The 14,530-nt window shown below is 38.2% G+C and carries 14 protein-coding genes; 11 read left to right on the top strand and 3 right to left on the bottom strand.

Annotated elements, in window-relative coordinates:
• Positions 1-7: 7 nt before the first annotated feature.
• From tsf to lpxB, 11 genes are all read left to right on the top strand, one after another.
• Complete coding sequence (tsf, locus tag ACFIK3_RS06895) at positions 8-931, top strand: translation elongation factor Ts (protein WP_375630041.1); 924 nt, start codon at positions 8-10, stop codon at positions 929-931.
• A 157-nt stretch (positions 932-1,088) separates the two neighbouring features.
• Positions 1,089-1,808 (top strand): UMP kinase, encoded by a 720-nt coding sequence (gene pyrH / locus ACFIK3_RS06890; protein WP_273790666.1) that lies wholly within the window; start codon positions 1,089-1,091, stop codon positions 1,806-1,808.
• 37 nt (positions 1,809-1,845) lie between these two features.
• Positions 1,846-2,406 carry a ribosome recycling factor gene (frr, locus tag ACFIK3_RS06885; RefSeq protein ID WP_273790667.1) on the top strand — a complete coding sequence of 187 codons (561 nt, stop codon included), beginning with the start codon at positions 1,846-1,848 and terminating at the stop codon, positions 2,404-2,406.
• Positions 2,407-3,130: 724 nt separating this feature from the next.
• The gene (locus ACFIK3_RS06880; protein ID WP_273790668.1) at positions 3,131-3,946 is read left to right on the top strand and encodes a phosphatidate cytidylyltransferase; all 816 of its coding nucleotides are present in this window, start codon (positions 3,131-3,133) and stop codon (positions 3,944-3,946) included.
• A gap of 15 nt (positions 3,947-3,961) precedes the next feature.
• Positions 3,962-5,110, top strand: a complete 1,149-nt coding sequence (locus ACFIK3_RS06875) for an RIP metalloprotease (protein WP_375631234.1) — start codon at positions 3,962-3,964, stop codon at positions 5,108-5,110.
• 203 nt (positions 5,111-5,313) lie between these two features.
• Positions 5,314-7,710: an outer membrane protein assembly factor BamA gene (gene bamA / locus ACFIK3_RS06870; RefSeq protein WP_273790670.1), complete on the top strand. Its 2,397-nt coding sequence runs from the start codon at positions 5,314-5,316 to the stop codon at positions 7,708-7,710.
• Positions 7,711-7,775: 65 nt separating this feature from the next.
• Positions 7,776-8,822, top strand: coding sequence for a UDP-3-O-(3-hydroxymyristoyl)glucosamine N-acyltransferase (gene lpxD / locus ACFIK3_RS06865; RefSeq protein ID WP_273790671.1), 1,047 nt, complete (start codon positions 7,776-7,778; stop codon positions 8,820-8,822).
• Between the two features lies 1 nt (position 8,823).
• Positions 8,824-9,291 carry a 3-hydroxyacyl-ACP dehydratase FabZ gene (gene fabZ, locus ACFIK3_RS06860; RefSeq protein ID WP_273790672.1) on the top strand — a complete coding sequence of 156 codons (468 nt, stop codon included), beginning with the start codon at positions 8,824-8,826 and terminating at the stop codon, positions 9,289-9,291.
• Between the two features lie 24 nt (positions 9,292-9,315).
• Positions 9,316-10,140, top strand: a complete 825-nt coding sequence (gene lpxA / locus ACFIK3_RS06855; protein ID WP_273790673.1) for an acyl-ACP--UDP-N-acetylglucosamine O-acyltransferase — start codon at positions 9,316-9,318, stop codon at positions 10,138-10,140.
• A gap of 2 nt (positions 10,141-10,142) precedes the next feature.
• Positions 10,143-11,015 carry an LpxI family protein gene (locus ACFIK3_RS06850; RefSeq protein ID WP_375643547.1) on the top strand — a complete coding sequence of 291 codons (873 nt, stop codon included), beginning with the start codon at positions 10,143-10,145 and terminating at the stop codon, positions 11,013-11,015.
• Positions 11,008-12,204, top strand: a complete 1,197-nt coding sequence (gene lpxB, locus ACFIK3_RS06845) for a lipid-A-disaccharide synthase (protein WP_375643546.1) — start codon at positions 11,008-11,010, stop codon at positions 12,202-12,204. The genes ACFIK3_RS06850 and lpxB overlap by 8 nt, the downstream gene beginning before the upstream one ends.
• Positions 12,205-12,224: 20 nt before the next feature.
• Here lpxB and ACFIK3_RS06840 read toward each other — a convergent pair whose 3' ends face one another.
• The 3 genes from ACFIK3_RS06840 to ACFIK3_RS06830 form a co-directional block, all read right to left on the bottom strand.
• Positions 12,225-12,998, bottom strand: a complete 774-nt coding sequence (locus ACFIK3_RS06840; protein ID WP_273790676.1) for an amino acid ABC transporter ATP-binding protein — start codon at positions 12,996-12,998, stop codon at positions 12,225-12,227.
• Between the two features lie 79 nt (positions 12,999-13,077).
• Complete coding sequence (locus ACFIK3_RS06835; protein ID WP_273790677.1) at positions 13,078-13,785, bottom strand: ABC transporter permease; 708 nt, start codon at positions 13,783-13,785, stop codon at positions 13,078-13,080.
• Positions 13,782-14,504, bottom strand: a complete 723-nt coding sequence (locus ACFIK3_RS06830; RefSeq protein WP_273790678.1) for an ABC transporter permease — start codon at positions 14,502-14,504, stop codon at positions 13,782-13,784. The genes ACFIK3_RS06835 and ACFIK3_RS06830 overlap by 4 nt, the downstream gene beginning before the upstream one ends.
• Between the last annotated feature and the right edge of the window lie 26 nt (positions 14,505-14,530).

Raw genomic sequence — 14,530 nt, 5'->3', positions numbered from 1 at the left:
GGCAAATATGAGCATTACTGCTGCACAAGTAAAAGAACTTCGAGAATTATCTGGCGCTGGTATGATGGACTGTAAAGCCGCTCTAGCAGAGACCAATGGTGATATGGAAGCTGCTGTTGATTGGCTTCGTAAAAAAGGAATAGCTAAAGCAGATAAAAAGGCTGGTCGTACAGCAGCTGAGGGATTAATCGGAGTCGTATCAAAAGATTCACATGCAGTTTTGGTTGAGATTAATTCTGAAACAGATTTTGTTGCACGCAATGATGGATTCCAAGACATTGTGCGTAAAGTAGCAACTGCTGCCTTAGATACGCCAGGGGATGTTGAATCTGTTTCTGTTTCTCTTTATCCAGGCTCTGAGAAGACTGTAGAGCTTACGATTAAAGATGCAATTGGTACAATTGGCGAAAATATGACATTTCGTCGTTCCGCTAAATTGTCTGTTGAGAATGGTGTTGTTGCGACTTATATACACAATAGTGTGGCTGATGGGCTTGGAAAACTTGGTGTTTTGGTTGCGATTGAAACAACAGGAAATAAGGAAGCTGCTCTTGCTTTTGGTCGGCAGGTCGCGATGCATATTGCGGCAACCAATCCATTAGCACTTACAGCTCAAGATGTTGATGCTGCTGCTGTTGAGCGTGAAAAAGCAATTTTTTCAGATCAAGCACGTCAGTCTGGAAAACCTGAAAATATCATTGAAAAAATGGTAGAAGGACGTATGCGTAAGTTTTTTGAAGAGGTTGTTTTGCTTTCTCAAGCTTTTGTTATGAATCCTGATATAACTGTTGAGGCCGCTTTAAAGGATGCTGAGAAATCAATTGGTGCTCCAGCAAAAATTACAGGCTTTATTCGTTTTGCATTAGGTGAAGGTGTGGAAAAAGAGGAGTCTGATTTTGCTGCAGAGGTTGCTGCTGCTGTAAAAGGCTAGTTATTGCAAACTCTTGAACAGAGATTTAAAGTCATATCGTTGGTTGTAGAATCTCTGAGGGGAACAATGTAATTGTTGAGAGGGCGTCACGTGAAAAAAGTGGTGCCCTTCGTGATGTCAAAAGCAAAAAGTAAATGGGCTTTTGGGGAGATTATTAATGGCATTAGCACTTCCGTATAAACGTATTCTTTTAAAGGCTTCTGGTGAAGCTCTTATGGGAGGGCAGAATTTTGGCATTGATGTTTCTGTTGTAGACCGTATTGCCGCTGATATTGCAGAAGTGCGCACAATGGGGATAGAAGTTGCGGTTGTTATCGGTGGGGGAAATATTTTTCGTGGCGTTGCTGTTGCTTCGCATGGTGGGGACCGAGTGACAGGTGATCATATGGGAATGCTTGCAACTGCTATTAACTCTTTAGCATTGCGAACATCTTTGACAAAATTAGGGGTTGAAACTGTTGTACTCTCTGCGATTGCTATGCCACAAATTTGTGAAAGTTTCTCGCAACGTAAAGCAATAGCTTATATGAATCAGGGAAAAGTTGTGATTTTTGCAGGTGGTACAGGAAATCCATTTTTTACCACTGATTCTGCTGCTACTTTACGTGCAGCAGAAATTGGTGCGGATGTCCTTCTTAAAGGAACACAAGTTGATGGTATTTATTCAGCAGATCCAAAAATAGACCCTACGGCTAAGCGTTTTGACCAATTAACACATGTTGAAGTTTTGCAATGGGGATTATCTGTTATGGATTCAACGGCGGTCACTTTAGCACGTGAGAACAATGTACCGATTATTGTGTATTCCATTCATGAAAAAGGCGGTTTGGCTAAGGTCTTGAATGGAACAGGACGCTTTACAATAGTATCGGAATAAGGGTAAGCTTCAAAGGACAATTGAAGGAGACAGAAATATGAATGTTACATCAATTATGGATGATCTGAAACGTCGCATGGATGGTGCCATTACGGCTTTTAAACATGAATTAGGTGGTTTGCGGACTGGACGTGCATCGGCCAGTTTATTAGAGCCGTTGACCGTTGAATCTTATGGTTCTGTTGTGCATATAAATCAGGTTGCTAATATTTCTGTTCCCGAACCTCGGATGCTTTCTGTTTCTGTATGGGATAAAACGATGGTCGGAGCTGTAGAGCGCGCTATTCGCGATTCTGGTCTTGGTTTAAATCCCATAACTGATGGTACGAATCTACGTATTCCTTTGCCTGAGTTGAATGAAGAGCGCCGTAAAGAACTTGTAAAAATTGCGCATCACTATGCAGAGCAAGCGCGTGTTGCTACACGTCATGTCCGTCGGGATGGTTTGGACAATTTGAAAAAGTTAGAAAAAGATGGTGAAATTGGACAAGATGAAGCCCATAGTTTGTCTGAAAAAGTTCAAAAACTCACAGATGAAACTATTGCTGATATTGATAAAATTTTAGCCGTAAAAGAATCTGAAATTATGCACGTTTAAGACGGTTTTGTCGCTAGAAAAAGGATGTTACACTCCCAAGCCTGTAAATTGTTTCTAGGGATAATAGGAGGGGTGGTGTGTTCTGTGATAGCAAGGTGTGATGCAGGAAGGTATTCTATCATTTTGATATGGGAGAGACTGATTTGAAAGGGCGGATGTTTAAATTTTTTAATCTGCGTGGTAAATCATGCCCTTTGCTGGAAGACACTATTTAACAGCATAGTGTGGGCTTTTAGTTGAGTACGTCTTTGTTAAACTGCATAATGAAAGCATTATTAGAAATTATTCAAATATTCTAAGATGAAGGTTGGGGAAAGAATATTAAGCCTAACCTTTCTCTTATTTCTCATTATAAAACATGTGGGTATGATCGATCAAGCAGATGTTATGTGGCATAATTCGTTTTTTAATGACGAATAGTTGATAGAAAAGTGTTTTTATACGAAACCTATATTAGTTAATTTGTATGGGGCAGAGATAGCTGCTTTTTCATTTTATATTTGAGAAAATATTAAAAAAATATTTAGGATTAATCTTGACTGAGATTTTTGAAGCTGTTTTCATTGATTATTAGTCTCATAAGCGCTATCTTAGTAGACTGAATTATTTATGATAAATTATAAGAGAAATTATACAGGTATGAGATAAAAACACTGCGTAGGGGAATTTTTCTTGCGTTAATTTCAGGGCTTGTATTTTCTATTTTTATTGTTTGGATGTTGTTTTGTCTAATTTGGTTTATCGTATTCTGACAGCTTTTGTTTTTGGCGTTATTGCGTTGTATCTAACATGGTTGGGAGGAAACTTCTTTTTTTTATTTGTATGGTGTATTGGCGGTTTTGTTCTTTATGAGTGGATGAGTATTACTAAAGAGAAGTGGTGTGTTTTACAAAAAATATTAGCAAGTATCTTTTACTTGATCTTTGGCTTTTTTTTAGTGTTGAGTGTATCTGCTCCGTTGATTTTTTGTGTTTTAATCGTTTTGGCTGCGGTGTTGGCTATTATATCTATAAAAAAGAGTGGTTGGGTTTTTTGTGGTTTTTTATATGCATCTTTTCCTGTTGTTGCTTTATGCTTTCTACGGGATCATGAAATGTTGGGGTTCCAAGTTGTTATTTTCTTATTTACGATAGTGTGGGGAACAGATATTGGTGGTTATTTTATCGGACGTGCATTAGGGGGCCCTAAATTAGCACCACAATTTTCTCCTAATAAAACATGGTCAGGAGCACTTGGTGGTACATTTGTCGGAGTTTTCGGTGGTATATGGGTTGCTTTTGGATTTTTTGATATAAATTTAGCTAGTTTTTTTGTGCCACTCCTTACACTTGTTTTATCAATTGTTTCACAATTGAGTGATTTAGGGCAATCGTGGCTCAAAAGACGGTTTTCTGTTAAAGATTCTAGTTCTTTATTGCCTGGACATGGTGGTTTTATGGATCGTATAGATGGATTGGTAGGGGCAGCTTTTCTTCTTTATTTAATTGGTTCATTTATGTCTGATATGGATGCGCCTTTTAATCTTTTTAGTATGATCTAATTGGGAGAAGATCGTTTGGAACTTTTAAATCATATCGTCACTATGGGTGATTTTCTTTTAAGAAGTTTGAGTATTCTTTTCATCATTATGATTATCATTTTTGTGCACGAATTTGGGCATTATCTCATTGGTCGGTGGTGTGGTATTAAGGCGTTAATTTTTTCGCTTGGATTTGGACCAGAAATAGCGAGTTATACAGATAAGCATGGCACGAAGTGGCGTTTAGCACTTATCCCCTTAGGAGGTTATGTAAAATTTGTTGGGGATGAGGAAAAAATCGATACGGAATCATTCCAATCATCTCTGATTGTCGATGGTTCATTTGCTAGTGCGCATGCTTGGAAAAAAGCAGCAACTGTTTTTGCCGGTCCTTTCTTCAATGCCCTTTTTACTGTTGTTATTCTAACATTTTTTTTCTTTATCTATGGTCGTGTAGCCATTGAGCCCGTTGTTGGTTCTTTGGTAAAAGATAGCCCTGCTCTTCAATCCGGTTTGGAATTAGGTGATCGTTTTGTTGAAATGGATGGACGACGGGTTGAAAGCTTTGAAGATTTGATGAATTATGTAGCTTTTCATGGAAGAGAACCCATAGAGTTTAAAATAGAACGCATGGGGCGAGTCTTTACAACCATGATTACCCCGAAAGTCGTTGAGCGAGATGATGGATTTGGTAATCGAACACGAAGTGCTATGATAGGTGTAGGTGTTCCTGTTGATTTAAATAATCCAGCACATTTAGATCCAACTTATATAAAACATATTCGCTATGGTTTTGTAACAGCTGTAAGAGAAGCGTCAGACCGTACTGTGTTTATCGCCACTCAAACCGTTCTTTTTATGAGTCGTTTAATAGGAGGCAAAGAGGATCGTTGTCGGCTAAGTGGACCTTCTAAAACCGTTAAAATTGCTTGGAAAGTGAGCGAGACAGGTTTTATCTCTTTGTTGAATTTGGCAGCTTTTCTTTCAATAAGTGTTGGGCTTATTAACCTTTTTCCGATTCTACCGCTTGACGGTGGGCATCTTTTATTGCATGTCATTGAGGTCATTACTGGGAGGAGAATATCTACCAAAATTCAGGGAATTGTTTTTCGTTTAGGTTTTTCCATTCTTCTCCTTTTTATGATCTTTGTCTTTTTTAATGATTATTTTTGTTGGTTTAGCTAATTAAATTATGGAAAACGCTTTATAAATTAAGTAATAATAGCAAAAACAAATTTAAGGTTGTTTACCATGTCTACAAAATGTTGTGGCGTTGTAGATTATAATGAGTAATTAAGGAATGAAAAGTCTCGCTGTAAAAAGGTTGTTATGGCAGTTAGCTTTTTAAGGCATCATGTCCAAGGAACGAGAGTAAGGTAAAAAAGCCAATGACTACGAATTCAAAGTTTTTAAATGCAGCATCTGTATTGGTGTTAAAGATGGGGATGATTGCCCCAGCAACGGTTTTTATGTCAATTGCTGCGGTCGGAGAAATACAAGCGTCTGTAGTCCGCTCTATTGAGGTTCGTGGGAATAAGTTTGTAAGTTCTCAGGCGATTCGAGACAATATGGGGATTAAGGTTGGGCAAGGTGTTTCCAGTGGTGATGTTGATAGTGCTGTGAAGAACCTTTTCGAATTGGGTTTATTTTATGATGTTAAAATAAATCCGGTGGGTGATAAATTGGTTGTATTCGTAAAAGAATATGAGGTTGTCAATCAAATATTGTTTCAAGGAAATAAATCTTTTAAAGACCCAGATCTTAAGCGGTTTATTTCTTTAAAACCGAATGAGCCTTTTAATTCTGCTAAGCTTTCTGCTGATATAAATACAATTCGTGAGGCTTATAAAACTCTTGGTCGTAATAATATCACTGTTAACGTTCAAACGATTAACCTTGGAAAAGGGCGGGTTAATGTGGTATTTAATGTCGTTGAAGGGAAAAAAACAAAGATTGGTGATATCACTTTTAAGGGCAATAGTGTCTTTGGAAGTCGCCGTTTGCGTGATGTGATTTCAACAAAAACTTCAGGAATTTTTTCGAAGTTGTTGGGAGGTGATGTTTACAGTGAAGAGCGCCTCGCTGTTGATGAAGAAGCTTTACGTCGCTTTTATTATAACCGTGGTTATGCAGATTTTCGTGTAGTCTCTTCTAAAGCAACTTTTGATGCAGCAAGCAATACGTATAAAATTTCTTTCGTTCTTGATGAGGGTGCGCTCTATAAAATTAGCGATATTCAGGTTGAAAGTGATGTTGATGGAATTGACGTTCAATCTGTGAAAAGGGTGCTTAAAACCCAGCCAGGTAATGTTTATAGTGCAGAAGATATTGAACAGTCTGTTGCAACTATTAATAACAAAGTTGCTGATTCGGGATATGCTTTTGCTAAAGTTGAACCGCGGGGAAATCGTAATTTAGCAAATCATACAATTTCAATTTTATATAATATTGAACAGGGTACACGTGCTTATATTCAACGTATTGATATACGTGGCAATGAGAAAACGCGTGATTACGTCATTCGCCGTGAGATTGATTTAAATGAAGGAGATGCTTACAATCAAACTTTACTACAGCGGGCGAAACGTCGTCTAGAAAGTTTAGGTTTCTTCAAAGCCGTTAATATTTCAATGGTTCCCACAGATCAATCTGACCAAGTTGTTTTGGTAATAGATGTCGTTGAAGCTTCAACAGGAGATCTCTCTCTTTCTGGAGGGTATACAACAGGGGGAACAAGTCCTGGTATGTCACTTGAAGTTTCTGTTACTGAACGTAATCTTGGGGGACGTGGTCAATATGTTCGTTTAGGATTAGGTGCGGGGCAAGAAAAATCTCGTAATTATAATTTATCATTTGTTGATCCTTATTTCTTAGGATATCGTTTATCTGCTGGCGTTGATGTTTTTCGTAGTACTTATCGTGCTGATAAAGCCTATGATGTACGGCAGACAGGTGGATCGCTGCGGTTTTCGTTACCTATTAATAATCAATTATCTGCTAATGTAGCTTATTCTTATGTGCAGGAAGAATATGATTTTGGCGGAGAGTATGATTTTGACAAAGAGGGTGACATAATAGAATTATATGGGAAATATTCTGGGGCGATTGTTCAAGCTGCAAAACACAGCCCTTGGAAACGTTCATCAATTAGTTATGGTTTCACCTATAATACGATTGATGATATGAGATCCCCCCATGATGGGTGGTACGTGCATCTGCTTCAGGAATATGCAGGGCTTGGTGGGAGTGCAAAGTTCTTGAAGACCACGGGTAAGGCGATGATGTACAAGACTCTTTCTGACCAGAAGGATATCGTTGGTTTGCTTTCCTTTGGGGGTGGTTATATCCATGAAGTAGGCAAAGAAGGTGTTCGTATTTTCGATATGTTTAAAGTAAATTCTGATATGATTCGAGGGTTCAAATATAATGGAATAGGTCCGCGCCAGGTTTCCAGTAAGGGTGAGGTTTATTTCTTGGGGGGAACGACATATATGAATGCGACTGCTGAAGTACAGTTTCCTATCCCTGTTGTGCCTGAAGGATTCGGGTTGCGCGGTGCTTTATTTGCGGATATTGCCACGCTTTATGGCAATAATTATAAAGCCGTTTTTCAGGGTGAACCGTCTGTTACCAATACCAAAAGTGCTTGGCGTTCATCTGCAGGTGTGAGTTTGATGTGGGATTCTCCGTTTGGTCCTTTGCGTTTTGATTATGCTTGGCCAATAACGAAGCAGGAAGGTGATCGTTTGCAACAATTGAATTTTGGTATTTCTACGAAGTTCTGATTTGAGCGATTTTAAGAAGGAAAAATTTGAAGAGAATAGCTTAAGCTGGGAGAGAAAGTGTTTTGATGGCGGATACATTTTTTTTTACGCCGTCCCGACGATTGACAGTTGCAAATGCTGCTGAGTTGACGGGTGCAAAGCTTCTTAATCCAGAGTTTTCTCATAAAGTTATCAATACTCTTTCTTCACTTGAGAGTGCGGTGGAAGGTTCGCTTGTTTTTGTAGAGCATCGGAAGTTTTCTGATGCTTTACTGGACAGTTCTGCTGTTGCTGTTTTGTGTACGAATGAGATTGTTTTTAAAGTTCCCGAAACTATGGCAATTTTGGTGACATCCACACCACAGCGTGACTTTGCTCAGATTGGTCGTATTTTGTTTCCAGATTCTGTCAAGCCAATGCCTTGGTTGGGGCAGAAGGGGATTTCATTACATGCGCATATTCATCCAACGGCTAAGTTGGCACATGATGTGTGTATTGAAGCTGGAGCTGTTATTGGTAAAAATGTTGAGATTGGTGCAGGAACTCTTATTTCATCCACAGCTGTTATCGGTGAAAATTGCCGTATTGGATGTGACTGCTATATTGCTCCTAAGGTAACAGTTCAGTGTTCTATAATAGGTGATAAGGTTCAGCTTTATCCTGGCGTTTGCATTGGACAAGATGGTTTTGGTTATGTTGGAGGTGGAGTTGGAATCGAGAAAATTCCACAGCTTGGTCGTGTTATTATTGAGGATGGTGTAGAAGTTGGTGCGAACACGACAATTGATCGTGGGACATTTCAAGATACTGTTATTGGTGAAGGAAGCAAGATTGATAATCTTGTACAAATTGCCCACAATGTAAAAATTGGACGCTATTGTCTTATTGCCGCTCAATGTGGCATTGCGGGAAGTACATCTATAGGGGATATGTCTCAGCTTGGCGGAAGTGTGGGAGTAGCTGATCACATCATAATAGGTAAATCTGTTCAGATTGCTGCTCGTAGTGGTGTTATGAATGACATTCCGGATGGCGAAAAATGGGGAGGTAGTCCAGCGCGACCATTTAAACAATGGTTTCGTGAAGTAGCGGCGTTGCGCAGTATGGGAAAAGTTAAAAAGGAGAAACGCTGATATGATCAGCAGTGAAAAAACTAAAAACTTAGAGGCTGTCGATATTGAAAAACTATTATCAATATTACCGCACCGTTATCCATTTTTATTGATTGATCGTATCGTTGATATTGATGGTGAACAAGAAGCGATTGGTATTAAAAATATAACGATTAATGAGCCACATTTTACGGGACATTTTCCCGCAAAGCCTGTTATGCCTGGAGTTTTGATTTTAGAAGCTATGGCACAAACGGCAGGAGCAATAGCACTTTTAAATTTAGGCAATAAGCAAACAAATTTAGTTTACCTTATGACGGTTGATAATGCGAAATTTCGTAAGCCGGTTATGCCTGGTGATCAGCTCAAGATTCATGTTCAGCTTTTGAAAAAAAGATCTGGTATGAGACGTTTTTCATGTGTTGCAAAAGTAGAAGATGTCCGCGTCGCTGAAGCAGAAATTGCTGCGATGATTGTCGAAGAAGAATAAACGATATTTGATGGGAATTTAAAAATGTCCGGTACGAAAATCCATCCAACTGCTCTTGTGGAGAAGGGAGCGCAGCTTGGTGAGAATGTACGCGTTGGACCATTTTGCCATATTAGTTCAGAGGCTGTTATTGGTGATGAATGTAGTTTGACAAGTCATGTTGTAATAATGGGAAAGACAACATTAGGAGCCAAGAGTAAAGTATTTTCTCATGCTGTTTTGGGGGCAGATCCGCAAAATAATAAACATAAAGGAGGAGCTACAACTCTTTTTATTGGTAAGAATTGTACGATTCGTGAAGGTGTAACAATGCATAGGGGTTCCGATTCGAGTGTAGGAATGACAGTTGTTGGTGATAATTGCCAATTTTTTTGTTATGCGCATATCGCTCACGATTGTTATGTAGGCAATCATGTAACATTTGCCAATAACGCAATGATTGCTGGTCATGTCACTGTTGGTGATTATGTGATTATTGGTGGTGGTGCTGCTGTTCATCAATTTGTTCGTGTTGGACATCATGCATTTATCGGCGGCGTATCTGCACTGGTTGGTGATCTGATACCTTATGGAACAGCTGTTGGTGTGCAGGCAAAACTTGCCGGCCTCAATATTATTGGCATGAAGCGTGCAGGACTTGAGCGTCAAGATATTCATGCACTCCGTCATGCGGTTGCCATGCTTTTTGATCATAGCAAACCATTTAAAGAGCGTGTTAGTGATGTTGCTTCTTTTTATTCTTCTTCTCAGTCTGTTTCTGAAGTTGTTAATTTTATTAAAGAAGAAGGAAAGCGTTTTTATTGTACACCAAAATTTGAAGGTGATAAAATAAAAGAACATAAGGATTAAAAATGCCTATTTGGGGAGCCAGAAGTTTTCTTTCCGGCCGTACTGCTATTATAGCAGGAAATGGTGTTCTACCGATTACTGTTGCGCAGACTCTTGAGAAGAATGGAGAAAATCCTTTTCTTGTGCTTTTGCATGGTGAGGCAGATTCTGTTCTTTATCGCTATGAGCATTGCGAGCTATCAATTGTAGAGTTAGCGCGACTCGTTAAAATTTTAAAAGAGGCTGGTGTATATAATGTTGTTTTGGCAGGTGGTGTGAAAAAGCGTCCACTTCTTAAACAATTGCGACTGGACTGGACAACATTTTTAGCTCTTCCTAAGTTAATCGGAGCTTTGAAGAGGGGGGACGATGCGTTATTAAAAGCTTTTATACGGGTTATTGAAGCACACGGTTTTTGTGTTATCGGTGCTCACGAAATAGTCCCAGATCTTTTAGCTCCCATAGAATTTAATTTAACAGTACGGCGCGCTACTCCAAAAGAGAAAAAAGATATTTTTTTAGCAGTAGAAGCAGCAAAGCTTTTAGGTCAATTAGATATCGGGCAAGCCGTTGTCGTTGTCCAAGGAAGGGTGGTTGCTCTGGAGGGTGCTGAGGGAACTGATAATATGCTGTGGCGTGTTTGTGAAATGCGAGAAAGAGGGCAAATTCCCCTTAAAGGTGGCATTCTTGTAAAATGTGCAAAACCACAACAGGATAATCGCGTTGATTTGCCATCAATTGGGCCAGCGACAATAATGAATATTGCAAAGAGTGGTTTATCTGGTGTTGCGGTGGAGGCAAATAGAAGTCTAATATTATCGGTGAAAACAACAATAGAAAAAGCCAACAAATATTCTCTATTTATAGAGACATTTGAAAGGTTTGGTCATGAATAATTGTTTCTTAAAGATTGCTGTGGTTTCAGGTGAGGAATCTGGTGATTTACTTGGGGCCGATTTAATTACTTGTTTATCACAACAGATAGGATGCAATATTCATTTGATTGGTGTTGGGGGGAGGCATTTAAAGGCATTAGGTTTAAAAAGCTTTTTTGATTCCCATGATATTGCTTTAATAGGTTTAAAGGAAGTATTGAAAAAACTACCATTGTTGTTGCTACATATTCGCAATTTATCCAAATTTATTGCACAAGAACAACCTGATTGTTTAATTATTATTGATAGTCCTGATTTCACACATCGTATTGCAAAAAAGGTACGTGCTTTAGCGCCTTCTATTCCTATTATTAAATATATTGCACCAACCGTTTGGGCATGGAGGCCAGAGCGTGCAAAAGCTATGCGTGGATTTGTTGATCATGTTTTAGCGGTTTTTCCTTTTGAAGAAAAGATTATGCAAGATTTGGGAGGCCCTGCCACGACCTATGTTGGACATCGTCTTTTGACATATCCTCCCCTTTTGAGAGTTCAGTCAGAAAAAAAAAGCCAATTAGAACAAAGAAATTTGATCGATACACAAATATCATCGCCTACATTAGTTATTTTGCCAGGATCACGCAATTTAGAAATTCGTTCCTTAATGCCTATTTTTCGAGAAACAGTAGAGATTCTTGTACAACGTATTCCTCATTTACGTATTATTTTACCAACCTTACCTCATTTGGTAGATAGAATCCGTGATTTTGTGCAAGGCTGGAAAAGCAAGATAGAAATTGTCGTTGGTGAAGATGAAAAATGGCGTGCTTTTGCACAAGCAGATGTTGCTCTTGCGGCACATGGAACTGTTTCACTTGAATTAGCCTTAGCAAAAATTCCTATGGTTCTTTGCTATAAACTTGATCGTTTTTCTAAATTATTTATTTTTCCTAAAATGATGTTATGGAGTGCTGCTCTTCCAAATATTATTGCTGATAAGCCTATTGTTTCGGAATATTTGAATGAATTAATCCGTCCTGGTATGTTAGCAAGACAAGTAGAACAACTTTTGGCTAATCCTTTATTGCGACAGGCACAACTTGATGCCTTTGAGATGGTAGAACAGAAAATGAAAACTGAAGTACCATCGGGGGTTGTTGGCGCACAAACAATTATCGCTCTTTTAAAAAACAGGAATAAAATTGTATAAATAAAGCAATATTTTAATGATTAATATTTAATTTTAGCAAGAAAATTACAAGCACGTTGGCTTTTAGGATTGGTAAAAAATTCTTCAGAGGCTGTATCTTCAACAATTTTTCCATTTTCTAGAAAGAGTATTCTTTCTGATACTTTACGTGCGAAGCCCATTTCATGGGTAACACAAAGCATTGTGATCCCTGTGTCGGACAATCGAGCCATCACTTCCAAAACTTCTCCCACACTTTCTGGATCAAGAGCAGAGGTTGGTTCATCAAAAAGCATGACTTCAGGTTCCATACAAAGTGCACGGGCAATCGCAACACGTTGTTGTTGCCCACCAGAAAGTTGTAAAGGATATTTTTCACAGTGTTTTTCAATACCAACATGTGTTAAGTAACGAATTGCCCGTTCTTGTGCTTGTTGTTTGGAAAGTCCTTGAACGGTCATAGGTGCTAAAATACAATTTTGTATAACGCTCATGTGGGGAAATAAATTAAAATTCTGAAAGACCATTCCTATCTTACGAAGAACTTTTTTTTGCTGTTGTATAGGAGCGGTATGGATATCAACGTTATGGATACAGATTGAACCTTTTTGTGCTTGTTCTAATTGATTAATACAACGAATTAACGTTGATTTTCCTGATCCGGATGGTCCACAAATAACGATATGTTCACCAGCTTGAACATTAAAGTTGATATCATGTAGGACCTGAAAGTTTCCATACCATTTATTTAGATTTTGAATAGAGATCACTGGTTTTTTATTGGGAGAGATCGATTTATTATTTTTCAAATTCATCTTATTTTATTCTTTCATTGATGAATAACGTGATTAATTCAACATTTTGGTTTGGTAAAGTTTTTTATGATCATTTTATTTAACGTAAATATCGAGTGAGGCGCTGTTCGATAAAAACAATAAAACGATGAATGAGTTCAACGATAAAGAGATAGATAAGAGCAGCCCAAACGTAAACTTGAAAATCAAAAGTCCGTGAATAAGTGAGTTTAGCAACTCCCATTAAATCATAAACAGTAATAAGTGAGGCAACAGCACTGGATTTAATCATTAAAATCAACTCATTTCCTAGGGGGCGTAATGCTACAATCATTGCTTGTGGAAGAATAACTCTAAAAAATGTGACAGAGTTGCTTAAACCTAAAGCTTTTGATGCTTCACGCTGTCCAGTTGTTACGGATAAAAAACTTCCTTTAAAGATCTCAGATTGATAGGCAGCAGAATTGAGTGTAAAAATAAAAAGACAACAATACCACGCATTTTGAAAAAACCACCATAGTCCCACCTGTTGCCAAAAACTATTCATTGAACCAAGCCCATAATAAAAAAGAAAGAGTTGAGCTAATAAAGGAGAGCCACGGAAAAAATAGACATAAGCATTTGCAAAATATTGTAAAAATGTATTCTTTGATAGACGAGCAAAAGCGATAAGCATACCAAGAAAAAGACCTAGAGAACAAGAGATAGAAACAAGCTCAACAGTAACAATAAAGCCATTAATAAATTTGGGTCCATAATGGCTTAAAAGATCAGGATTAAAAAGGAAATAAAGCCACTCAGGAATCATTGACCTAGCACCTTTTTATAGCCTATTTGAGTGTATGTTTCCAAATGGCGTAAGATTGCAGTAAAAACCGCTGAAAATAACAAATAGAGTAAGCATGCTACAAAATAAAATAGCATGGGTTTATTGGTAGCAGCGACAGCTAAATTCGTTTGTCGCATGAGGTCAACAAGCGCGATGGTAGAAACAAGGGATGTATCTTTCAGTAAAGTAAGCCAATTATTAGAAAGTCCTGGCAAGGCATTTCGGATGAGCTGAGGGAAGACAATACGAAAAAATGTGGTTGACCGTGAAAGTCCTAAAGCTTTAGCCGCTTCATATTGACCTTTATCAAAAATATTAAATGCTCCAAGCCAAACTTCACAAGAAAAAGCTGCAAGAACCATACTAAGGGCAAGAACACCAGCAACAAATGCATTGATACTGAACATGATTTCAAAATTAAAATAGTCAAATAAATTTTGAATAAGGCTTTGTAATCCGTAGTAAACTAAAAACAAAGTTAAAAGCTCTGGTAGCCCACGGAATACTGTTGAAAAGAGGCGTGCCATGGCTTTGGCCATCTTAATATTGGATCGAATCATCACTGCATTGAGAAGTCCTAGAGGAAATCCTAGAAAGCCACAACATAATGCCAATGACAAAGTCATTCCTGCACTGGAAAGTATAACCACTCCCCATCCACCATTGCTAAATGATAGCAATGCTAAATTTTCAATCATTCCTGTGTTCCTCATGAAAGAGTTCG

The sequence above is a fragment of the Bartonella sp. CB10SXKL genome, assembly GCF_042195515.1.
Lineage (GTDB): Bacteria > Pseudomonadota > Alphaproteobacteria > Rhizobiales > Rhizobiaceae > Bartonella.
This window is presented reverse-complemented; position numbering and strand designations above follow the sequence as displayed.

Bases quoted from the DNA above. Each gene is read 5' to 3' on its own strand.
- tsf (WP_375630041.1), top strand. From the start codon at position 8: ATGAGCATTACTGCTGCACAAGTAAAAGAACTTCGAGAATTATCTGGC.
- pyrH (WP_273790666.1), top strand. From the start codon at position 1,089: ATGGCATTAGCACTTCCGTATAAACGTATTCTTTTAAAGGCTTCTGGT.
- frr (WP_273790667.1), top strand. From the start codon at position 1,846: ATGAATGTTACATCAATTATGGATGATCTGAAACGTCGCATGGATGGT.
- bamA (WP_273790670.1), top strand. From the start codon at position 5,314: ATGACTACGAATTCAAAGTTTTTAAATGCAGCATCTGTATTGGTGTTA.
- lpxD (WP_273790671.1), top strand. From the start codon at position 7,776: ATGGCGGATACATTTTTTTTTACGCCGTCCCGACGATTGACAGTTGCA.
- fabZ (WP_273790672.1), top strand. From the start codon at position 8,824: ATGATCAGCAGTGAAAAAACTAAAAACTTAGAGGCTGTCGATATTGAA.
- lpxA (WP_273790673.1), top strand. From the start codon at position 9,316: ATGTCCGGTACGAAAATCCATCCAACTGCTCTTGTGGAGAAGGGAGCG.
- ACFIK3_RS06850 (WP_375643547.1), top strand. From the start codon at position 10,143: ATGCCTATTTGGGGAGCCAGAAGTTTTCTTTCCGGCCGTACTGCTATT.
- lpxB (WP_375643546.1), top strand. From the start codon at position 11,008: ATGAATAATTGTTTCTTAAAGATTGCTGTGGTTTCAGGTGAGGAATCT.
- ACFIK3_RS06840 (WP_273790676.1), bottom strand. From the start codon at position 12,998: ATGAATTTGAAAAATAATAAATCGATCTCTCCCAATAAAAAACCAGTG.
- ACFIK3_RS06835 (WP_273790677.1), bottom strand. From the start codon at position 13,785: ATGATTCCTGAGTGGCTTTATTTCCTTTTTAATCCTGATCTTTTAAGC.
- ACFIK3_RS06830 (WP_273790678.1), bottom strand. From the start codon at position 14,504: ATGATTGAAAATTTAGCATTGCTATCATTTAGCAATGGTGGATGGGGA.